Here is a 20,169-nt window from a genome sequence, read left to right as displayed (position 1 = left end):
GTTCTTAATGTCAAAACTCGTTCTCTGAATCAAAATGCGAAAAACCCAAGAAAGGGAGGTTTTCGGGAAATTGTTGGAAGGAAATATTTCGGTTGGTTACGCGAGGGAAGGGACGGTGGGTCCATCGCTTTCGTGCCAGATCGCTGCCCTCAAGGCTGCGGGAGCGGTGAAGGTCTACCAGGACCGGGCTTCGGGAGCGACTGAAATCAGGGAGCAATGGCGGGCCTGCGTTGCGGACCTGAAGAGCGGTGACACGCTCTTGGTCAGTGACCTGTCGCGCCTGGGCCGCAGCGCGGTAGATCTCGCCGGCATCGTTGCCTCGCTCGCGGAAAGAGGCATCAGGTTCCGGGCCTTGGCCGAATCGTGGCTGGACACTGGCAGTCCGCGTGGTCAGTTGATCCTTGAGATCTTCGAATCGATTGGCAGATACGAACGCAACAGGATGTCCGAACGCACCAGGGCCGGGCTGAACGCAGCGCGTGCCCGGGGTCGGCTTGGCGGGCGGCCTCCAGCGATGACTCAGAACAAATTGGAGGCAGCCCGCGACCTCAGGCGCAAGAAAATGACCCTGGGCGAAATCGCCAGCACGCTGGGCGTCAGTATCTCCACCGTCGCGAGGGCTTTGGGCGGCGGCCCGCCGTAGCGGTCCGGCTGTGAATCCGAAAGCACCAAGCAGGCGAATCCCCGGATGTGGGGGCCCAGACCCTCACCGCCACCCCTGTACCGGCCAGGTCATGAAAGCCGGTTCCTCGTATGGGTGTGCTGCCCGCAAAGCCAGCACCACGCCGTCGAGCACGTCAGCGGAAACCACGCTCTCAACCCGGACCTCAGGCACCTGCTCCGCCACGCCCACTTCACCGATGAAGGGCTGGGCCCCGGCCAGAGGGGTGAAATGGCCGGTCCCCAGGGACGTGAAGGCGCAATGCGAATAGTCTCCGATCCGGCCCGCACCGGCGTCTCCAAGGGCACTCAGAACCACGCTGACGTGGTCAACAGGCACGTAGACGACCAGGACGTGTAGTTGCGTCATGGGCACATCCTGTCAGTAAAGAACCCGAAATGGGGTCCAAACCATTGCATATCCGGGAGTCACAGCGGACCATAAGTATGTACACCGATTGGGGCAATTTCCAGATTGTGAGCTGCGGGGCCTGGGCAAGAGGGGCCGGACCCGGCAGCTCAACGGTGATACCGCAAGAATGGGCGCGTTGGGGGCGTCCATTTTTTCGTTAAGGACCGCGCCTGGAGCGGTCCGTGATGTGAGGGCCAGCCCCCGATTGGGCGATGCTGAAATTCTCGGGTACAGTGGTATCTGCTTTCGAATCGGAAGCAAGGAGAATTCGCCTAGCGGCCTATGGCGCACGCCTGGAACGCGTGTTGGGTTAACGCCCTCGGGGGTTCAAATCCCCCATTCTCCGCGGTTGGCCCCGGTCCCTTGGACCGGGGCCTTTTGCGTATTCGCTACCGGTGCGACGCCGCTACCCGTTCCAGGACCTCGCGGCATGCCAGGATCGCCGGGTGGATGCGGCCGGCTGTCCGCGTGGACGTGAAGATGGTCCGTTGCGGCAGGCCGGGCAGTTCGAGCAACTGGACCGGCCGCTTCATCCCGGTCCAAACGAGGTCCGGCATCAGTGCCACGGCATTTCCGGATTCGATAAGTCGGATCTGCGCTTGGAGGTCGGCGGTTTCGTAGCGCACGTCCGGCTCGAACCCTGCGGATCGGCAGGCCTGTTCGGCCCAATGCCGTGAGGCGGCGCCGCGGGGTTCCATCACCCAGGGCATCGATGCCGTGTCTTCGATCGAAGCAACACGCTCCCCGCCCAATCCCGTCGGGGGAGTGGCCAGGCGGATGGCGTCGCTGGTCAAGGTTGCCCGGTCGAGGCCAGGGTGGTGGGGTGCTGCGTGTCCGGGGTATTGCTCAGCCACCACAATGTCGAAGTCGCGTGCCCACGTTTCGTAGAGTGCGGTTTCCGGCTCCCGCTGCGTCATCTCAACCCGGACCTCGGGGTACTCCTGCCGCATGATCGTCAAGAAGTCGGGGAGCAGGGCCAGGGCAGCGGACTGGAAGACCGCAAGACTGACTGTTCCGGTCACGGTGGACAACGACGCCGCGAGCTCGGTTTCCGCCCGCTCCAGCGTTTCCAGGAGGGCTGCGGTGTGCGCCACGAGGATCTCCGCCTGCGGGGTGAGCTGCACGCGGCGCCCTGCTTTCCGGAGCAGCTCCACGCCGGCTTCCTTCTCCAGGAGGGTGAGCTGTTGGGACACCGAGGAGGGGCTGTACTGCATGGCATCGGCCACCTCCGCCAGCGTTCCCCGGATCTTCAATTCGTGCAGTAAACGGAGCCTGCGGACGTCCAGCACGGCGGCCTCCAAAACTTCGGGATGACTAATGAATATTCGTCAGAAAAGATCGCTTTTCCTAATGGGATTGTAGATCCATACTGATGGAAACAAACAAACTTCTCCGCCCCGAAGGAGCCCCCATGACCAGCACCCTCCCGGATGCCACCACCCCGCGCAGCCAGGACTCCGGGCAGTTCGACGCGCTGGCCGAGGAAGCCATTGCCTTGGTCCGCCACTGGCTGACCGAAGCCAGCAAGATCCCCGTGGACGTATCCGCCCAGCGCCTCGCCGGCGTCCTGAAGGACCCGAACGGCCTGGACTTCACGGTTGGATTCGTCGACGGCGTCATCCGCCCTGAGGATCTGTCGGTCGCCGCCCGGAAACTCGCCGAGCTCGCTCCCAAGGTGCCCACGTTCCTGCCGTGGTACATGCGCAGTGCGGTCCGCTTGGGTGGCGTCATGGCTCCGGTCATGCCCCAGGTTGTCATTCCCATTGCCCGCCGCGTGCTCCGCGAAATGGTGGGCCACCTGATCGTCGACGCCACCGACGCCAAGCTCGGACCGGCCATTTCCAAGATCCGCCAGGACGGCGTCCACCTGAATGTGAATCTCCTGGGCGAAGCCGTGCTCGGTGAACACGAGGTACAACGCCGCCTCGACGGAACGTTCAAGCTCCTTGCCCGAGAGGACGTGGACTACGTCTCCATCAAGGAATCCTCCACCGTTGCTCCGCACTCGCCGTGGGCCTTTGACGAAGCCGTCAACCACGTGGTGGAGAAGCTCACCCCGCTCTACCGACTCGCCGCGTCCTTCGCCAAGCCCAAGTTCATCAACCTGGACATGGAGGAGTACAAGGACCTCAGCATGACCATCGCCGTCTTCAAGCGGATCCTGGACATGCCTGAGTTCAAGAACCTTGAGGCAGGCATCGTGCTGCAGGCCTACCTCCCGGACGCCCTGGCCGCCATGCAGGAACTGCAGGAATGGGCAGCGGCACGCCGCGCCCAGGGAGGGGCTCCCATCAAGGTCCGTGTGGTGAAGGGCGCCAACCTTCCCATGGAACAGGTGGAAGCCTCCCTCCACGACTGGCCGCTGGCTACGTGGGGCACCAAGCAGGACTCCGACACCAGCTACAAGAGCGTCATCAACTACGCGCTGACCCCCGAGCACGTGGATGCTGTCCGCATCGGCGTTGCCGGACACAACCTGTTCGACGTCGCCTTTGCTTGGCTCCTGGCCAAGCAGCGCGGGGTCACGGAAGGCATCGAATTCGAGATGCTCCTGGGCATGGCTACCGGCCAGGCCACCGCGGTCCGCAAGGACGTGGGCAGCCTGCTCCTGTACACGCCCGTGGTGCACCCCGGTGAATTCGACGTTGCCATCGCCTACCTGATCCGCCGCCTGGAGGAAGGCGCCAGCCAGGAAAACTTCATGTCCGCCGTCTTCGAACTCAGTGAGAATGAACCGTTGTTCGAACGCGAAAAGAAGCGCTTCCTCAACTCCCTGGCCCAGCTCACGGATGCAGTGCCCGGCCCCAACCGCAAACAGGACCGCCGCCTGCCCGCCGAGCCCGCACCCACCGAGGGCTTCCGCAACACCCCGGACACCGACCCTGCCCTGCCGGCCAACCGCATCTGGGGCCGCGAGATCCTCAAGCGGATCCCGGGCTCCACCGCCGGCAACAAGATCGTCGAGTCCACCAAGGTCTCCGACGCCGCTGAGCTTGAGCGCATCATCACCGCAGCCGTGGATGCCGGCAAGGCCTGGGGCGCCCGACCAGCGTCCGAACGCGCAGCCATCCTGCACCGCGCCGGCGAGGTCCTCGAGGCCCGTCGCGCCGAGCTCCTCGAGGTCATGGCGTCCGAAACCGGCAAGACCATCGACCAGGGCGACCCGGAAGTCAGCGAAGCCATCGACTTCGCCCACTACTACGCCGAGCGCGCCAAGGACCTGGAAACGGTCGACGGCGCCACGTTCGTCCCAGCGAACCTCACCGTGGTGACCCCGCCGTGGAACTTCCCGGTGGCGATCCCCGCGGGCTCGACGCTCGCGGCACTGGCCTCAGGCTCCGCCGTCGTCATCAAGCCTGCCAAGCAGGCCCGGCGCTCCGGTTCCGTGATGGTGGATGCCCTCTGGGAAGCCGGCGTGCCGCGCGAAGTGCTGGCACTCGTCCAGCTCGAAGAGCGGGACCTTGGCACGCAGCTGGTCTCGCACCCGAGCGTTGACCGCGTGATCCTCACCGGTGGGTACGAGACGGCCGAGCTTTTCCGTTCCTTCCGCCAGGACCTGCCGCTGCTCGCCGAGACTTCCGGCAAGAACGCGATCATCGTCACCCCCAGCGCTGACCTGGACCTCGCTGCCAAGGACGTGGTGTACTCGGCATTCGGCCACGCCGGCCAGAAGTGCTCGGCCGCATCCCTGGTGATCCTCGTTGGCTCGGTAGCGAAGTCCAAGCGCTTCCACAACCAGCTCGTCGACGCCGCCCGCTCGCTGACCGTGGGCTACCCGGAGAACGCCACCACGCAGATGGGCCCGATCATCGAGCCCGCCAACGGCAAGCTCCTCAACGCCCTCACCACCCTCGGCGACGGCGAAACCTGGGCCATCAAGCCCGAGCGCCTCGACGACACCGGACGCTTGTGGTCCCCGGGCATCCGTTCGGGCGTCAAGCGTGGCTCCTACTTCCACTTGACCGAGTTCTTCGGCCCGGTCCTCGGCGTCATGACAGCGGAGACGCTTGAAGAAGCCATCGCCATCCAGAACGAGATCGAGTACGGCCTCACCGCCGGCCTGCACTCGCTGGACTCCGCTGAAATGGGCGTATGGCTGGACACCATCCAGGCCGGCAACCTGTACGTCAACCGCGGCATCACCGGCGCGATTGTCCAGCGCCAGCCGTTCGGTGGCTGGAAGAAGTCGGCAGTCGGCGCCGGAACCAAGGCCGGTGGACCGAACTACCTGATCGGCCTGGGCAGCTGGCTCCCCGCCGAGGCCAAGGCCCAGCGCGGCACGGTCCTCCAGGGCGCTGCCTCGCAGATCCTCGCGGCAGCGAAGTCTGCGGACGTGACCGCCGAGGAATTGCAAACCCTCCAGCGGGCACTCTTCAGCGATGCCGCAGCCTGGGAATCCGAGTTCGGTACCCGCAAGGACGTCTCCGCCCTCTCCGCAGAGCGCAACGTCTTCCGTTACCGTTCCCTCCCGGTGACCGTCCGTCTCTCCGAAGGCGAGCGGCTCGCGGACCTGTTGCGGGTTGTGGCTGCAGGTGCCGTGGCTGGCTCGGCGCTCACGGTGAGCTCCGCCGTCGTGCTTCCTGACGCTGTGGTTGGCGTCTTCGCGAACCTGGGCGTCAGCGTGCGGGTTGAGGACGACGCCGCTTGGCTGGCGCGCGCAGGAAAGTTCGACGGCGGCCGCATCCGCCTGATCGGTGGCGACTTCACCGCGCTGAGCGCGGCGACTGGTGGCCGTCCCGACATCGCGGTGTACCACGGCGCTGTGACCCAGGCCGGCCGGATCGAAATGCTCCCGTTCCTCCGCGAACAAGCAGTCTCCATCACCGCCCACCGCTTCGGCACCCCGAACCACCTCTCGGACCACCTGATCTGACTTCAAGGGGTTGGCTCCCGGTCGGGGGGGGCGGGAGCCAACCCTTGTTTCACGGATTCGACGTCAGAAACCATCAACCCCGCGCACATACAGGAGAGCTCGTTTTGGGGGCTCTCTGTGCGGGAGGAACGGCTGGTGTATTTCTGCTATATCGACGACTCGGGAGATTCCAGGGTTGGGTCCACCATGGCCGCAATACTCGTGGAAGACAAACACTGGACAGGACTTTTGAAAGCCTGGCTTGAGGGGCGTCGCCGGATCCATCAGGAGAAAAACCGCACGCGCTGCCGCGAGCCGGGTGCTCCTCAAGGCACTCGCTGATTACGGCGATTTTCATGTTGTCAGCTTCGGGATGGCAACGACGCGAAACCATGAACTGTACGCGCAAGTGGTTGCATACCTGGACGACTGGGCCCGCGCGGAGGACACCTACCTGGTGGTCTTCTACGACGGTTTGCAAGGCTTCAAGCACCTGCTCGACGACGACACCGGGGATACGCCGGCGGGCAAGGAGCAGTGGGTGTCAGCCGCGAGGAATGCGGCCGCCTACAGAAAAGTCCATCGAGGCCTGGAGATTTCAGGAAGACGGATCATCGAAGACGTCATCATGCAGGACAGCCGTTACAACCAGCTGATTCAGGCAGCGGACTTGATTGCCTATTGCTCGTATCACCGGCATTTACAGGCGCATCCTGAAATCTGGGGCACGACCAACAGTGTTATGCCTGCAGCGGCGATTGCGTACTCCCGGCTGAGGAAGCACTGGCCGGACGGATCGGACGACGGAATGATTTGGTTTTCGGACTCTTAACGCAAGAACCCTCCGAAAATCGGAGGGTCCGCGGGATGCAAGACCCTGTGTACAGTCACGCGAACTGCCTAGGGCCTTGCAGGTATTAATCTACCACTCACACCATCTCTGCCCGATCACTATCCCCCAAGCGGCCAGCCAAGCCGCTTGAGCCGCTGCCTCGCCGCCAGTTCGCTCGGACCGCGCCGGCCCAGGGCCAGCCGCACCATGGCCAGCGCGACTCTTGCTGCCGGGATTGCGGGCATCGGGAACGGACCGAGCCTGGCCTTCCGGAGCCCCAGCATCTCCCGGTACTTGGGTTCAAGACTCTCGACGGCGGCTGCGAACAGAATGCGGTAGCCGGGCTTCAGGAGCGGGCTAAGTGGAGGGTGGCGGATGAAGGCCACGGTTTCGGCCAAGCGTTCGTCCGCGCGAAGCACGCCGGAAGAGTGCCATTCCTCGATTTCCCTGTGAAGGGCAGCCTCGGTGAGGGGCGGATAATGCACTCCCATGAGCCGCCCCGCCGTGGCCCATTCGCGGACGTAGCCGTCCGGTCCGCCCGGGATGGGTCCGCCGAACATACGGTGGGCCGTCAGGAACGACTCCGCGTAGGTCACGTGCACCCACCGCAGCAGTTCGGGATCGTTGGCAGCGTAGTCGCGCTGGACGCCGTTTCCATCCACATATGAGCCTCTGACGTGTTCGTGGATCTTCCGGACCCGGCCGCTCGCCGCCTCCGCTGCTTCGGTGGATCCATAGGTAACCGTGAAGATCCAGCGGATGGTGGTGGCGAGCCGGCCGAGGGGGTCGTCCTTGAAGCCGGAGTGCTCGTAGACGCCGGCCAGGGCTCCCGGATGAAGTGCCTGCATGAGGAGTACGCGGATTCCGGCCACGATGGTGGACATTGAACCGTGCACAGCCCAGACCGCCGACCCCGGAAGGTGATACCCGGCGTCGTTCCCTTCAGCAAGGCGCGGCACCCACTCCGGCGGCGTTCCGGATGTTCCCGTGAACGTCCGCTGGAGCTCGTGCCTGTATTCGAGGAAGAGATTCCTCATGCCTTACAAATTACACGCGGGCGCGGCGCTTGGCAGGTGCCGCTGCCACCAGCAGGGCGGCAATGGCGACGGCGGCACTCAGGATGAGTCCCGGACGGTACTGGTCCAGCATGGCCTGGGCGCTGACGGTGCCGGCGGTTTGGCCGTGGCCGCTGACCAACGCGGTGGTGACGGCGAGGACCAGTGCCGCGCCAACCTGGGTGCTTGTCTGGATCAAGCCGGCCGCGAGTCCCTGCTCCGAGTCCTTGATCCCCGCAGTGGCCTGGACGTTGATGGACGGGAAGGCCAAGGCGAAGCCGATGCCCAGCAGTACCACGGACGGGAGGATGTCCAAGGCGTAGTTGGGCGTGGTTCCCACCCTCAGGAAGAGGACGTAGCCAAGGCCCAGGGCCGTGAGCCCGGTGAGGATGAGTTGCGTGGCGCCGAACTTCTCGATGAGCCGGTCAGCGAACGGCGCACTCGTGGCCACGAGCAAACCGGCGGGCAGCAGGGCCAATGCCATGCCCAGTGGCGTCCACCCCAGGACGGACTGCAGGAACATGGTGACGATGAATTGGAAGCTCAGGTAGGAGCCAAACAACCCGACGGCACTGAGGTTGGCCCGGGCCACCCAGCCTTCCTTGAGGATGCCGAAGCGGATCAGCGGGTGCTTCACCTTGTTCTCGATGATGGCGAAGGCTGCCAGCACCGCGACGGAGACTGCGAATCCGGCGATAGTTGCCACAGATCCCCAGCCTTGCTCCGGCGCGGAAACCAAGGTGTAAACCAGGCCAAGCATGCCCAGTGCGAGCGTGACTGCGCCCCAGATATCGTGCCCGCTGTTCTCCGCGGACGGCTTGTCCTTCGGGATGAACCTGATGCCCAGCAGCACCACGATGACTGCGATGGGCACCGAGACAAGGAACGTCCACCGCCAGCTGAGGCTTGTCATGAGGCCGCCGACCACCAGGCCCAAGGAGAACCCGCTGGCACCGAAGGTGGTGAAGATGGAGAGCGCCTTGTTGCGGGCCCGGCCCTCGGCGAAGTTGGTGGTGATGATCGAGAAACCGGTGGGTGCGGTGAAAGCCGCCGCGAGGCCCTTCACAAACCGCGTGGCGATCAGGATGGCGGGATCGTCAACCACGCCGCCCAGGAGCGATGCCGCGGCGAAGACCGACAAGGCGATGAGGAAGATACGACGGCGGCCCAACAGGTCCGCGAGCCGCCCACCCAGGAGCAGCAGGCTTCCGTAGCCAAGGACGTAGGCGGAGACGATCCATTGCAGGGAATCGGTGCCGAGGTTGAGTTCGTGTCCGATGGAGGGCAGGGCAACGCCAACCATGGAAACGTCGAGGCCGTCCAATGCCAGGACGGTGCAGACAACCATCAGCAGGAGCCATTGGGCCCGCGTCCAGCGGACTGCTGAAACCAGGGCATCGGCAGGTCTTTGAAGGGTGGTGGGTGATGTCATGCGATCAATCTATATGACGCGTCATTCAATGACAAGGAATATGACACGTCATTTTATGACGTGGATTCAAACGGCGTTATGAACTAGAATCTGAACATGGCAACGACGCGTGACCGCCAACTGGTTGAGCAGTGGCGCAGCATTCAGGACTCCTACTTCCGCACCGCCGGAGCCTTGGACCGCGCCCTCGAGGCAAAGTTCGACATCGGCCTGAATGAGTTCGAGATCCTGGATTTGGTGGCCGAAAGCACCGACGCCGCCTGCCGCATGAAGCAACTGGGGGAGCGGACTCCCATGACCCAAAGCGCTGTCTCCAAAGTGGTGGACAGGCTCGAAAAAGCCGGCCTGGTTTCACGTCAAACCTGTTCGGACGACCGCCGGTCCCTCTTCCTTGAGCTCACTGAAGCGGGCCGCTCGCTGCACGCGTCCGCCGCCATTGAGCACCGCGCATTGCTCAAGGAAAACCTGGCCTGAGCCGTGCCGCGACGGCGAAGTGTCCCGCCTTCCCCAAAGCTCAAGATTTCTTGAGGAAAAACTGAGCCAACCTTTCACCCGCACGCAACCTCGAAGACTTTATTTTCGCCCTGAGAACGGCAACAATGGTGCTTGCACGCCAGGCTGGGGTTTGGTGCCGCTGGCTTTTGGGGAGTGTTTTTTGTGGGCAAGCATCATGAATCAGACCGGGTTGCCATCCTGGTGCGCACCGAGGGTTTCCGCCGCGTTTTCTTCGCCGCAACCCTCGCCGTGGCCGCGTTCTTCGCTTTCGGATTCCAACCGCTGACCTCCGCGTCCTCCACGTTTGAGGGCGCGTCGGCAACAGGGGTGGTTGGGCCGGGCGCCCTGGGCAGTCTCACGCCGCCCGAGGCCGAAACCATGGTGATGGACAACCTGCCCGAACCTCCGCAGCAAACCGCCGGAACGCCCATGGTCTTCTTCGACCGGGCGCTGGTCCGCGCTGTCGGCGCCGACGGATCAGGCGCCCTGAACGTCGCATCGGCGGGTCTGGCACGTCCGCCTGCCGGCTATCTCTATGCGCCCTTGGAAGTGCTGAATCCAAGCTCGCCCTATGGCTACCGCTACAGCCCCCTCACCGGGCTTCCCGGGGAATTCCACTGGGGCCAGGACTACGCAGCTGCTTGCGGGACACGCGTCTACGCGGCCGACTCCGGCGTCGTCAAGGCCGTGGGCTGGCACATCTGGGGCGGCGGAAACCGTGTGGAGATCGAGCACGGCAACGGCCTTGTGACCACGTACAACCACCTCCAGGCCATCGGGGTGACCCAAGGCCAGAGCGTACGCGTGGGCCAGGTGATCGCCGAGGTAGGAACCACCGGTTGGTCCACGGGCTGCCACCTTCACTTCGAGACAATCGTCAACGGACTCCACACCAACCCGAACCAGTGGCAGCTCCTGCCCACCAAGCAGGTGGATCCGCTCCAGCCGATCACCATGGTGAACTACCAGCCTGGCGTTGGCACCGGTTCCAGCTCGCCGCAGTGGGCCGTCCCGGTTTCGGACGGCACCAACCGGGCCGTGATCGGCGGCGAACACGAGGAAGATGTTCCCCCGCCGGTCACGCCTTCGCCCAGCAACCCGGGTGGTACCAGCGGCACGCCGGGTGGATCTACCGGTACCCCGTCGCCTTCTGCGACGGCTACGCCGAATCCGACGGCGACTGCCACGCCTACGCCGAGCGCTACGGTTACGCCGAGTCCGACGGCGACTGCCACGCCTTCGCCGTCTGCGACCGTGACGCCTTCGCCGAGCGCTACGGTTACGCCGGCTCCGACCGCGACTGCCACGCCTTCGCCGAGCCCTACGGTTACGCCGGCTCCGAGCACCACCGTGGCACCTTCGGCGCCTGCTGTGACTACCCCGGCACCGGCTACCTCCGCCACTCCGGCGCCCGCGGCTGTCGCGCCCGCGCCCGTCGCTTCGGCTCCCGCCGTCGTGGCTCCTGCTCCGGCGCCTGTGGTTGTCGCTCCTGCTCCCGTGGTGACCCAGCCTGTGGCGCCCGTGGCTCCGGCTCCTGCGCCAGTGCCGACGCTGGCCGCCACCCTTCCGACGGTGGTTCTGCCGCCTGGATACGTCCTCATCGCTCCGGGCCTGGTCCGGAAGCCTGACGGCACCACGGTGCCGTTGTCCAGCCTCATTCTTCCCACCCCGTAGCGCGGCGAAACGCGGACACCCCGCGTTTCGTGGCCCTTACGAAGCTCCCGTAAGCTCGATGGCGGCAATCCCGCCAGCCGACGTCGTCAGGAAGCGATCCATGAGCACCCTCTACAACATCCCCCTCACCTTCAACGATGGCTCCGAAGCTGATTTCGGCCGGTTCGAGGGCAAAGCGGTGCTGGTGGTCAACGTCGCCTCGAAGTGTGGTTACACGCGCCAGTACGCCGGCCTGGAGGAGTTGTACGCGAAGTACCGCGAAGACGGCCTGGAGATCCTTGGTGTGCCCTGCAACCAGTTTGCCGGCCAGGAACCGGGAACGGACCAGGAAATTGCCGAATTCTGCGAGCGTAACTTTGGCGTTTCCTTCCTGCTGACCGCCAAGGCCAATGTGCTGGGCAAGGAGCAGCACGCGCTGTTTTCGGAACTCACCCAGGACCAGGACGGCCAGCCGGTGAAGGTGAAGTGGAACTTCGAAAAGTTCGTCATCAACCGCTCCGGCGAATTGATCGCGAGGTTCCCATCCGCTGTGGAGCCTGACTCCGAAGACCTTGTAGAAGCAGTGGAAAAGGCTTTGGCATAAGCCGGGAATTCCAGAAAGGAGGAAAGTAATTTTCCAACATTCCGCCGGATATTAGCCAGTTGTTGGCTTCCTGTCTGGTTGGATTGGTCCTACTGGGGTTACACGGGAGGCGCCGTCTCCCACTTAACGCTAAGGCAGCTATGGAGCTCATCGAGGCCGAGTACCCGAAACCAGGTCATGTGCTGTTGCACTTGAGCGATCTTCACCTGGTGGGTGGACCCGGCACACTCTACGGTTCGGTGGACAGCGCTGCCAGGCTGCAGGAGATCTGCGATCAGATCATCGCTTCCAGGCTGAAGCCCGAAGCCATCATTTTCACCGGTGACCTCGCTGACAGAGGCGAACTGGAAGCGTACCGACGGCTCCGCGACATGATCGAACCCGTCTGCGATGCACTGGGAGCCAAGGCGATCTGGGCGATGGGCAACCACGACGATCGGGCAAACTTCCGCTCGGCGTTCCTCGATGCTTCGGAGAACAGCAGGCCAGAAGATCCCATGGACCGCAGCTACTTCGTCAACGGCCTGCGGATCATCACCCTGGATACCACCGTGCCCGGCTACCACCACGGGGAATTGTCGGACGCGCAGCTCGAATGGCTCGCGGACGAGCTTTCCACCCCGGCTCCCGACGGCACCATCCTGGCGCTGCACCACCCACCCGTCCCGTGCGTCCAGGACCTCGCAGTCCTGGTGGAGCTGCGCGGCCAGGCCGCGCTGGCCGACGTCGTGCGTGATACGGACGTCCGCACCATCCTGGGCGGCCACCTGCACTACTCCACGACGGCGGGCTTCGCCGGCATCCCGGTCTCGGTCGCCTCGGCCACGTGCTACACGCAGGACCTCGGGGTGAAAGCCGGTGGACAGCGCGGGCGGGACGGTGCCCAGTCCTACAACATGGTCCACGTCTACGAGCACACGATTGTGCACTCGGTGGTGCCCATGTCCGGCGGCGTGACAGTGGGTGAGCCCGTTGATGCCGAAGAGGTCCAGAGGCGGCTCAGCGAAGCGGGAATCACCATCCCGAAACACCCACGCACCAGCCGGCCCCGCCAGCAGCGCGTCACTGTTTCGCCGAACGGCGCTACTTCTCCCAGGGTGCCTTGACCGGGAAGTACTTCTCCAGGAAGTCCGTGACCAGTCCGGCGCGTTCGTCGGCGTGGACCTCGGGGAAGCTGCCGTCGTTGAGGCAGAAAAGGTCCATGTTGCGCTTGGCCAGCAGCTTCGGCAGGTAGTGGAGCCCGGACCACAGGGTGGTGTCCACGTACTTGACCTTGGCATTGGTCTGGGTAACTGCACGGCCCGTCAGGAGCGCGTAGTAGTGGTAGAAGGAGTTGGTCACCGAGATGTTGTCCGCGGCCCGGAAACGGCTTGCCGCGGTCTTGGTGAACTCGGCAGGGAACTCCTTCTCCATCTGCGCCACCACGCTGCGGCGGATCGGGGCGGCCGTGTGTTCCAGGTGCCGGGTGGTGATCCGGCCGAAGCGCTCCCAGAGGAGCTTGCGGTTGACGCGTGCCGCGTTTTCGAAGCCGCTGCGTTCGGCGTCGTTTTCGCCCAGGCCGATCCTGGTGTTGGCTTCGATGAACTTGGTGATGCCTCCGGGCGTGAAGAACATGTCCGGACCCACGGGACGGCCGAAGAACATGTCGTCATTGGAGTACAGGAAATGCTCCGAGAGTCCATCGATGTGGTGGAGCTGGCATTCCACTGCCTGTGAATTGTGCGTTGGCAGCACGGAAGGATCAGCGAAGAACTCCTCGCTGCGGACAATCCTCACTTTGGGGTGCTCCGCGAGCCAGGCGGGGGCAGGGGAGTCCGTGGCGATGAAAATGCGGCGGATCCACGGTGCGAACATATGCACCGAACGCAACGCGTACTTGAGCTCGTCGATCTGGCGGTAACGGGCCTCGTGGTCATCGCCCTCGCCGAGGACGGCTTCGGCCTGCTGGGCGCGCCTGCGGGCAATGTACTCGGGGTCGCTGCCGTCCACCCATGAGAAGACAATGTCCACGTCAAAGTCGATGTCGCTCGCGTGGTCGGCGAACATGTTCTCGATGGTGGGCCATTCGAGTCCATGACGTTGCACGGAACCGCGGACCGCGTCCTGGCGCAGCAACGTCCGGCGGGTCAGGGAGTTCTCCACGGGCAATTCCAACCGGTCGCCGTCGAAGCGCCACAGCTCCAGCTGGACACCGAGGGCAGGGCCATACCAGAGGCCGCCCCCGGTCTCGACGCGCGGCGTGTACAAGCGGAAGATGCGGGACTTGCGGTTGGCGGAGAGCTCGCCGTCGGCCACCAGCACCGAGGCCTTTTTCTTGGCGTCCACGGTCATCGAGTAGAAGGGCTCGTTCCGGAACGCTTCCACCAGTGCGTCCCGGACTGCCTTGCGGGACTCCCAATCGACGGCGATGACGGGCCGTTCGTCGTTGCCGCGCACCAGGATGAAATCGACGCCGGCAGCGTCCAGGGCTGCCCGGACGGCCAGAAGGTCGGACACCATGGCCTGCTGTGGCGTGAGGTCCGCATTCACCAGCGCGTACCGCCCGCGGTGACGGACGACGTCGGACCTGTGCTTGAGGTGCGCAACGACGGAAGGCGAGACCGCCTCGACGATTGCGTCCTCTTCGACGGTGGGGCTGCCGTGGTAAACCGGATCGACCTGTGCTTCAGTGATGGCTGCTTCTCCGTACTGTTCCGTGGTGCGTGGGTGGACCGGCTTCTTAGATGTTCAGTGCTTCACGCCAGCTGCGCAGGAAGGCTCCGCCGGCGTCGTCGTGGATGACGTCGTCCGCCAGCTCAAGGTCGGCTGCGGTGAGGATGGTGTACGGCTTGACGGGCACGCCGTCCGCGGGGCGCACATCCACGTGCTTGACGTCGTGGTCGTTGTGGTGGAGCCAGTCTGCCATGGCGTAGTCCGTGCGGGAATCGCCCACCGTCCGCCAGGCCAGCGGCGTGATGCCCTGGGCGGCGAGGAGTTCGACGGCGCGGCTGGCGCCCAGGTCCTTGCCGAGGCGCACGGATTCGATGTCCGTGGAAATGATGGTGGGGTCCAGGCGGTAGTCGGCAGCGTCGTCCGATTCCGGTGCATGGTGGTCCAGGAGGGCTGCGTTCAGGCCGTGCCGGGTGAGGATCTCCAGGGCATCGGCGTCGAAGAGTTTCTGTTCCGCAAGGTAGTCCTCGCTGGCTACATCCAGGTGCTGTTCCACCGAGACCATGGCGCGCTTGGTCTCGTCGAAGAACATGTGGGCGGAGTAGTCCTCGGCAACGAGCCTGCGGATATCGTCACCGTAGGCCTTGGGTACGGCAAGCTCGTGGTCCACGTGGATCGGTCCGGGGCCGGCAGCGGTGTAGCTGAACCAGACCGCGCCCTTTTCGCAGATGGCATGGATGACGGTGCCGGAGGGCATGCCTGCGGCGATCATCGGCTCCATGACCTGCTCGGCGATGAAAGCGTCCGAGCGGCCGGTGTTGAAGATGACCGGGATGCCGGCGGAGGCCAGGGCCACGAGGTCCGCGATGATGTCCGGTTTGACGTCCCGCGTCACGGGGCTGGCGATGGGGCCATCGACGTCGAGCAGCAGCGCGAGGGCCGGGGCTTTCCGGGCAGCGGTCCGGTCAGTGCCTTGGAGCGGTTGAGTCATGCCCCTATTCTGTCAGTCCGCAGTCTCTCCTCCACAGCTGTGACGCAGCACGAAAGGATAGTCACCATTTGGCTACAACCTTCCTGTGCCGCGGGTCACAAGTTCCGTTAGGGCAGCAACGCCCATAGGCTTGCAGGGTGATCTTCAAAGCTGTGGGCGAGGGACGCCCGTACCCTGACCATGGATACTCTGCGCCGCGGGACTGGGCAGCCCTCCCACCACGGCCCGTCCGGCTCGATGAGCTGGTGACCACCAAGCGCACTTTGGATTTGGAGGCATTGTTGGCCGAGGATTCAACATTTTTCGGTGATTTGTTCCCCCACGTGGTCCAGTACCAAGGCGTCATGTACCTCGAGGACGGCTTGCACCGGGCGGTCCGGACCGCGCTGCACCAGCGGACTGCGATCCACGCACGCGTGTTGGTGATCGATGGCTAGCCGTCCGCAGGACGTCTCCCGGCTGCACGGGCACCATGTGGTGACGGGAGCCGAGCTTCGGGCGACTTTCGCGGAGGACACCGCCGTGCCTCCTTCCCGGTTCGGGCGCAGGCTCTTCCATGGCATTGTCCTGGTGCTCCTGATCGGCGTGATCGCTGCCGGGGCCGTTGGAGCGTGGGCGGTGATGAACGGCGTCATCAAAGTTCCCACCGCCGTCGCAAGCAAAGCTCCAGTGAGCCTGTGTCCCACCACCACGTTCGATTACATTCCGAACGAAACGGTGAACCTCAACGTCTTCAATGCCACCTCCCGCAGTGGCCTGGCCCGCACTGTCGCGGACCAGTTCGCGGCGCGTGGCTACAAGATGGGCTCCGTGGACAACAGCGATACTGCCTACTCCGGCGTTGGCGTCGTCATTTCCGGGGTCAAGGGCCAGGCTGCCGCGTTCAACGTCCAGCGCAACCTCGCCGGCACCGATTACTTCCAGGACAATCGCGAAGACGAGTCCGTGGACGTGGTCCTTACGCCGGGGTACCAAGGCCTGGTTGAGCCGCAACTCGTGGACCAGACGCCCGGGAAACTCGGTTGCCCCCGGGAGGACCTGCGGATCGTGGACAGTACCAAGTGGCCCATCATCCCTACGAATCCCTCGGGACCCAACTAGGTCGCATTAGTGCGCGTTTAGAGCTCTCAAAACGCGCTTAAGTGCGACCCAGCTGGGTGTCCGCGGAGCCATCGCGGACCGGGCGGCCGGCGTCGTCGAAACGCGCTCCGGCGCCCAGCTGGATAAACCGCACCGTCTGCGCTGTGGCGCTTTCGACGTCGGCAAGCGGGGCCGGGAGGGGAGTCTCGCCGTCGGGCGTCCGGTTGCGCCGGGCGGCGCTGGCCGAGAGCGTTCCGTGGATGAGCCGCGCCAGCTGGGCGACGTCGATGTCCGGCAGGTAGCCCTGCCGCACGCCGTCGTTGAGGATGTCCTCCAGCAGGATGTTCAGCTCGCCCACATGGTCTGCGAGCTTGGAGAAGGAACCGGGGGAGAGGACTGCGGCCATCGCCGGTCCGGGGGGCAGGTGCCGCCGGCTGAGGTCTTCCACCTGGGCGCGGACGTAGAGCGCCAGGCGGTCCACGGGGTTCTCCAACGCAGCCAGCGAATCACGGAGGTCCACGATGAAACGCTCGGTCTCATCCAGAGCGTACGCGATGAGCAGTTGCTCCATGTCCGCGTAGTAGTTGTAGACGGCGGTGCGGCCCACGCCTGCGTGGCGGGCGACGTCCGTCATGGTGAGGCCGGGGAGGCCGTGGGTGAAAAGCAGCTCTCCGAACGCGGTGAGGATTCGTCGTTGGGTCTCGGCGCGTTGGGCAGCATTCGTGGCGGCCGTGATCCTTGGCATATAGACACTTTACAGGGATCTGTCAGCAAGACGGGTGACTGTGTGTCCGTCTGTTGCCTCCTCGAGCCTCTCAAAATCCGGTCCGGAGGGGGCAGGCTCGCGTAGCATCGACTCAACCGGACAAAATTCAAAAGGGGGACTGTTGCGGGCAACGGTCAAGGATGTAGCGCGCCGCGCAGGAGTGTCACCTAAAACCGTCTCGAACGTCATGAACGGAATCGTGCCGGTCAGCGCTCCCACGCGGCTCCGGGTGGAGCAGGCCATGGCGGATCTGGACTACGTTCCCAATTTGTCTGCGCGAGGGCTCCGTAACGGCCGCTCGGGAGTGATCGCGCTGGCCCTGCCGGACCTGGCCACGCCGTTCTCCGCCGAGATTGCACACCACATTGTGGAGGTGGCCCACGAGCAGGGCTGGAGTGTCCAGATCGAGGAAACCGGTTTGGACCCGCAACGTGAACAGGACCTGATGACCAAGGCCCGCTCCAACCTGGTGGACGGACTCATTTTGAATCCCGTGGTCCTTCAGGAGAGCGCCGTCAAAGTCGGCGTTTCGCTGCCGCCGGTGGTCCTCCTCGGAGAAGTAACCCAGCACCTGGCGGACCGTGTCTACGTGGACAGCTTCGGTGCTGCCCGGGACATGACCCTGGCCCTGGCGCGTCCCGGGCGCCGGCGGATCGCTGTTCTCGGCATAAATCGCGGCCGCCACTCATCCACTGCCATCCACCGGGCGGCCGGCTACGAAGCGGCGCTGGAATCGCTCGGTATCCAGGTGGACGAGGATCTCCTGATCCGCTGTGAACGGTGGACTACCGAGTCGGCAGCCCAAGCGCTCGCGGAGTACCTGGGTTCGCATCCGGTACCAGAAGCGTTGTTTTGTTTCACGGACTCGATGGCCCTGGGTGCGCTCCATGTGCTGTGGGAGCGCGGCATCCGGGTTCCCGAGGATATTGCCGTGGCCGGCTTCGATGATATTGCCGATGGGCGGTTCGCCGTGCCGCCGTTGACCACCGTCTCCTTCGATAAGCGGAGCATTGCGGTTGAGGCCATCCGCTTGCTGACGGAGCGGATGGGCAGCCGCGGGGACGCCCAGCGCTTGGTGCGTGTGGACTATTCGATCGTGGAGCGGGCCAGCAGCGGAGGCTGAAACTTTTTCGGGCCGTTGGAAGGCCCATCAGGGAAAATTGTTTGCGCTAACAATTTTCTCTTGCCCTGCGTTTTACATCGATGTAATGTGAGACCTGCGTCACCACCCACTGGGCCACCCTTCACCCGGATCGTGGACGCACCGGAACCGGATTTGCAATGAAGCAGTGATTTTCAGCGGACCCTCCAAAGGAGTGACGGGTGAAGCAGTTTGAATCGATTGCCGGGAGGAACTTATCCCGGAGACAGCTGTTCAAGGGATCAGCGGCGTTGGGTGGCTTGGGCATGATGGGCGCCCTTTCGGGTTGCGGGGGCCAGGCCCAAGGCGCTCCGGACCAGACCATCAATTTCTGGCATCTGCTCTCGGGTGGTGACGGCACCAAGATGCAGGCCATGATCGCCAACGCCAACAAGGGGAATCCGGGCTTCAAAGTCCACCCCACAGTGTTGGCCTGGGGTGCGCCCTACTACACCAAGCTCGCCATGGCATCGGCAGGCGGCCGTCCGCCGGAAGTAGCCATCATGCACGCAAGCCGCGTTCCCGGATACGCGCCAGGCGGCCTCATTGAGCCCTGGGATTTGGGCCTGCTGGCGGAGAACGGCATCACCCCGGAGAACTTTGCACCGCGCATCTGGGAAAAGAGCCAGCAAAACGGAAAAGTGTTCTCCCTGGCACTGGATTCCCACCCTTTCATCATGTTCTACAACACGGACATAGCCGGCAAAGCGGGGTTGCTGGAAAGCAACGGCCAGTTGCAGGAGGCAACGTCGCCGGACGGGTTCAAAGCCATGGCACTGGAGATGCAGAAAGTCACCAAAGCCCACGGCTTGTCCTTCGGCTACCTGAACCTCGGCTCACAGATGTGGCGCCTGTTCTACACGCTCTACAAGCAGCACGGGGCCGAAATCGTCCTGACTCCCGGCCAACCCATGCAGGCCAACCGGGACGCGGCCGTAGAGTCGCTGGAGTTCATGGCAACGCTGTTTGACGACACCATCGCGGCCAAGGGCAACGACATCAACACGGGCATTGCGGAGTTCGTCCGGGGCGACTCGGGAATGCTCTTCAGTGGTGGCTGGGAACTGCCCACCATGAAGAAGGCAAAGCTGCCCGTTGACGCGCTCACCATTCCCACTCTGTACGGGACGCCGGCTTCGTACGCCGATTCGCACTCGTTCGTCCTTCCGCGGCAGTTGGCCGTCGATGAGGAAAAGCGCAGGGACGTCTACAAGTTCGTCAGCGACATCCTCAAGGGTTCGTTGTCGTGGGCCGAGGCAGGCCATATCCCGGCGTACCAGCCCGTGGTGCAGTCACAGGCTTACAAGGAACTCACCCCGCAAGTCCACTACGCCAATGCGGCAGAGATCATCTCTTACGACCCTGAGGCCTGGTTCAGTGGATCCGGCTCTGACTGGCAGAACTATTTCGCCGAGTTCATCCAGAACGTACTTCTGGGACGCAGCAAGGCACAGGACGGTTGGGACGGCTTCGTGGCCCGCACCAACGACCTTCTCTACCGGCCCAACCCGGTCTGACCGGCACCAGCACACCGAGCGACAAAGGAG

At 64.1% G+C, this 20,169-nt stretch carries 18 protein-coding genes and 1 tRNA gene; 12 read left to right on the top strand and 7 right to left on the bottom strand.

Annotation, left to right across the window (positions count from 1 at the left end):
- Positions 1–34: 34 nt before the first annotated feature.
- Positions 35–643 (top strand): recombinase family protein, encoded by a 609-nt coding sequence (locus ACFVSJ_RS03610; RefSeq protein ID WP_387434510.1) that lies wholly within the window; start codon positions 35–37, stop codon positions 641–643.
- A gap of 63 nt (positions 644–706) precedes the next feature.
- Here the strand turns inward: ACFVSJ_RS03610 and ACFVSJ_RS03605 are convergent, their stop codons facing one another.
- Entirely contained in the window at positions 707–1,030 is a 324-nt protein-coding gene (locus ACFVSJ_RS03605) for a hypothetical protein (protein WP_387434509.1), read from the bottom strand.
- A gap of 303 nt (positions 1,031–1,333) precedes the next feature.
- On the opposite strand from ACFVSJ_RS03605, the gene ACFVSJ_RS03600 reads away from it, so the two are divergent.
- Positions 1,334–1,418: transfer RNA gene (locus tag ACFVSJ_RS03600), tRNA-Ser, on the top strand.
- Between the two features lie 43 nt (positions 1,419–1,461).
- On the opposite strand, the gene ACFVSJ_RS03595 is transcribed toward ACFVSJ_RS03600, so the two are convergent.
- Positions 1,462–2,361 (bottom strand): LysR substrate-binding domain-containing protein, encoded by a 900-nt coding sequence (locus tag ACFVSJ_RS03595; RefSeq protein ID WP_387434507.1) that lies wholly within the window; start codon positions 2,359–2,361, stop codon positions 1,462–1,464.
- A 122-nt stretch (positions 2,362–2,483) separates the two neighbouring features.
- Here ACFVSJ_RS03595 and ACFVSJ_RS03590 point away from each other — a divergent pair, with 122 nt between their 5' ends.
- Positions 2,484–5,945, top strand: coding sequence for a bifunctional proline dehydrogenase/L-glutamate gamma-semialdehyde dehydrogenase (locus tag ACFVSJ_RS03590; protein ID WP_387434505.1), 3,462 nt, complete (start codon positions 2,484–2,486; stop codon positions 5,943–5,945).
- 241 nt (positions 5,946–6,186) lie between these two features.
- Positions 6,187–6,756 (top strand): DUF3800 domain-containing protein, encoded by a 570-nt coding sequence (locus ACFVSJ_RS03585; protein WP_387434502.1) that lies wholly within the window; start codon positions 6,187–6,189, stop codon positions 6,754–6,756.
- Between the two features lie 119 nt (positions 6,757–6,875).
- Here the strand turns inward: ACFVSJ_RS03585 and ACFVSJ_RS03580 are convergent, their stop codons facing one another.
- Together ACFVSJ_RS03580 and ACFVSJ_RS03575 are read right to left on the bottom strand one after the other, a co-directional pair.
- A complete protein-coding gene (locus ACFVSJ_RS03580) occupies positions 6,876–7,793 on the bottom strand; it encodes an oxygenase MpaB family protein (protein ID WP_387434500.1) in 918 nt (305 codons plus the stop codon).
- Positions 7,794–7,803: 10 nt separating this feature from the next.
- Complete coding sequence (locus tag ACFVSJ_RS03575) at positions 7,804–9,243, bottom strand: MFS transporter (RefSeq protein WP_387434498.1); 1,440 nt, start codon at positions 9,241–9,243, stop codon at positions 7,804–7,806.
- Between the two features lie 96 nt (positions 9,244–9,339).
- Here ACFVSJ_RS03575 and ACFVSJ_RS03570 point away from each other — a divergent pair, with 96 nt between their 5' ends.
- From ACFVSJ_RS03570 to ACFVSJ_RS03555, 4 genes are all read left to right on the top strand, one after another.
- Positions 9,340–9,717 carry a MarR family winged helix-turn-helix transcriptional regulator gene (locus ACFVSJ_RS03570; RefSeq protein ID WP_387434496.1) on the top strand — a complete coding sequence of 126 codons (378 nt, stop codon included), beginning with the start codon at positions 9,340–9,342 and terminating at the stop codon, positions 9,715–9,717.
- Positions 9,718–9,900: 183 nt separating this feature from the next.
- Entirely contained in the window at positions 9,901–11,412 is a 1,512-nt protein-coding gene (locus tag ACFVSJ_RS03565) for a peptidoglycan DD-metalloendopeptidase family protein (RefSeq protein ID WP_387434494.1), read from the top strand.
- A 100-nt stretch (positions 11,413–11,512) separates the two neighbouring features.
- Positions 11,513–11,995, top strand: a complete 483-nt coding sequence (locus ACFVSJ_RS03560; protein WP_387434492.1) for a glutathione peroxidase — start codon at positions 11,513–11,515, stop codon at positions 11,993–11,995.
- Positions 11,996–12,135: 140 nt separating this feature from the next.
- On the top strand, positions 12,136–13,101 hold the full coding sequence (locus ACFVSJ_RS03555) for a phosphodiesterase (protein WP_387434489.1): 966 nt from the start codon (positions 12,136–12,138) through the stop codon (positions 13,099–13,101).
- Here ACFVSJ_RS03555 and ACFVSJ_RS03550 read toward each other — a convergent pair.
- Together ACFVSJ_RS03550 and ACFVSJ_RS03545 are read right to left on the bottom strand one after the other, a co-directional pair.
- Entirely contained in the window at positions 13,079–14,608 is a 1,530-nt protein-coding gene (locus ACFVSJ_RS03550) for a stealth family protein (protein WP_387434783.1), read from the bottom strand. The two genes, ACFVSJ_RS03555 and ACFVSJ_RS03550, sit on opposite strands and share 23 nt — an antisense overlap.
- Positions 14,609–14,714: 106 nt before the next feature.
- Positions 14,715–15,635 carry a hypothetical protein gene (locus ACFVSJ_RS03545; RefSeq protein WP_387434487.1) on the bottom strand — a complete coding sequence of 307 codons (921 nt, stop codon included), beginning with the start codon at positions 15,633–15,635 and terminating at the stop codon, positions 14,715–14,717.
- A gap of 137 nt (positions 15,636–15,772) precedes the next feature.
- Between ACFVSJ_RS03545 and ACFVSJ_RS03540 the strand changes: the two genes are divergently transcribed.
- Both ACFVSJ_RS03540 and ACFVSJ_RS03535 read left to right on the top strand, forming a co-directional pair.
- Complete coding sequence (locus ACFVSJ_RS03540; RefSeq protein ID WP_021471645.1) at positions 15,773–16,072, top strand: type II toxin-antitoxin system VapB family antitoxin; 300 nt, start codon at positions 15,773–15,775, stop codon at positions 16,070–16,072.
- Positions 16,065–16,736: a LytR C-terminal domain-containing protein gene (locus ACFVSJ_RS03535; RefSeq protein WP_387434483.1), complete on the top strand. Its 672-nt coding sequence runs from the start codon at positions 16,065–16,067 to the stop codon at positions 16,734–16,736. The genes ACFVSJ_RS03540 and ACFVSJ_RS03535 overlap by 8 nt, the downstream gene beginning before the upstream one ends.
- Before the next feature lie 37 nt (positions 16,737–16,773).
- Here the strand turns inward: ACFVSJ_RS03535 and ACFVSJ_RS03530 are convergent, their stop codons facing one another.
- Positions 16,774–17,460 (bottom strand): TetR/AcrR family transcriptional regulator, encoded by a 687-nt coding sequence (locus ACFVSJ_RS03530; protein WP_387434480.1) that lies wholly within the window; start codon positions 17,458–17,460, stop codon positions 16,774–16,776.
- A gap of 142 nt (positions 17,461–17,602) precedes the next feature.
- Between ACFVSJ_RS03530 and ACFVSJ_RS03525 the strand changes: the two genes are divergently transcribed.
- Both ACFVSJ_RS03525 and ACFVSJ_RS03520 read left to right on the top strand, forming a co-directional pair.
- Positions 17,603–18,604, top strand: a complete 1,002-nt coding sequence (locus ACFVSJ_RS03525) for a LacI family DNA-binding transcriptional regulator (protein ID WP_387434478.1) — start codon at positions 17,603–17,605, stop codon at positions 18,602–18,604.
- A gap of 200 nt (positions 18,605–18,804) precedes the next feature.
- Complete coding sequence (locus ACFVSJ_RS03520) at positions 18,805–20,139, top strand: extracellular solute-binding protein (protein ID WP_387434476.1); 1,335 nt, start codon at positions 18,805–18,807, stop codon at positions 20,137–20,139.
- Positions 20,140–20,169 lie beyond the last annotated feature (30 nt).

It is taken from the genome of Paenarthrobacter sp. NPDC058040 (genome assembly GCF_042885775.1).
Taxonomy (GTDB): Bacteria; Actinomycetota; Actinomycetes; order Actinomycetales; family Micrococcaceae; genus Arthrobacter.
The sequence above is the reverse complement of the archived record's forward strand: the minus strand, read 5'-3'. Positions and strand labels throughout refer to the sequence as shown.

Coding starts and splice junctions, on each gene's coding strand:
- ACFVSJ_RS03535 (WP_387434483.1), top strand. CDS start 16,065: ATGGCTAGCCGTCCGCAGGACGTCTCCCGGCTGCACGGGCACCATGTG.
- ACFVSJ_RS03545 (WP_387434487.1), bottom strand. CDS start 15,635: ATGACTCAACCGCTCCAAGGCACTGACCGGACCGCTGCCCGGAAAGCC.
- ACFVSJ_RS03610 (WP_387434510.1), top strand. CDS start 35: ATGCGAAAAACCCAAGAAAGGGAGGTTTTCGGGAAATTGTTGGAAGGA.
- ACFVSJ_RS03580 (WP_387434500.1), bottom strand. CDS start 7,793: ATGAGGAATCTCTTCCTCGAATACAGGCACGAGCTCCAGCGGACGTTC.
- ACFVSJ_RS03530 (WP_387434480.1), bottom strand. CDS start 17,460: ATGCCAAGGATCACGGCCGCCACGAATGCTGCCCAACGCGCCGAGACC.
- ACFVSJ_RS03555 (WP_387434489.1), top strand. CDS start 12,136: ATGGAGCTCATCGAGGCCGAGTACCCGAAACCAGGTCATGTGCTGTTG.
- ACFVSJ_RS03575 (WP_387434498.1), bottom strand. CDS start 9,243: ATGACATCACCCACCACCCTTCAAAGACCTGCCGATGCCCTGGTTTCA.
- ACFVSJ_RS03590 (WP_387434505.1), top strand. CDS start 2,484: ATGACCAGCACCCTCCCGGATGCCACCACCCCGCGCAGCCAGGACTCC.
- ACFVSJ_RS03560 (WP_387434492.1), top strand. CDS start 11,513: ATGAGCACCCTCTACAACATCCCCCTCACCTTCAACGATGGCTCCGAA.
- ACFVSJ_RS03605 (WP_387434509.1), bottom strand. CDS start 1,030: ATGACGCAACTACACGTCCTGGTCGTCTACGTGCCTGTTGACCACGTC.
- ACFVSJ_RS03570 (WP_387434496.1), top strand. CDS start 9,340: ATGGCAACGACGCGTGACCGCCAACTGGTTGAGCAGTGGCGCAGCATT.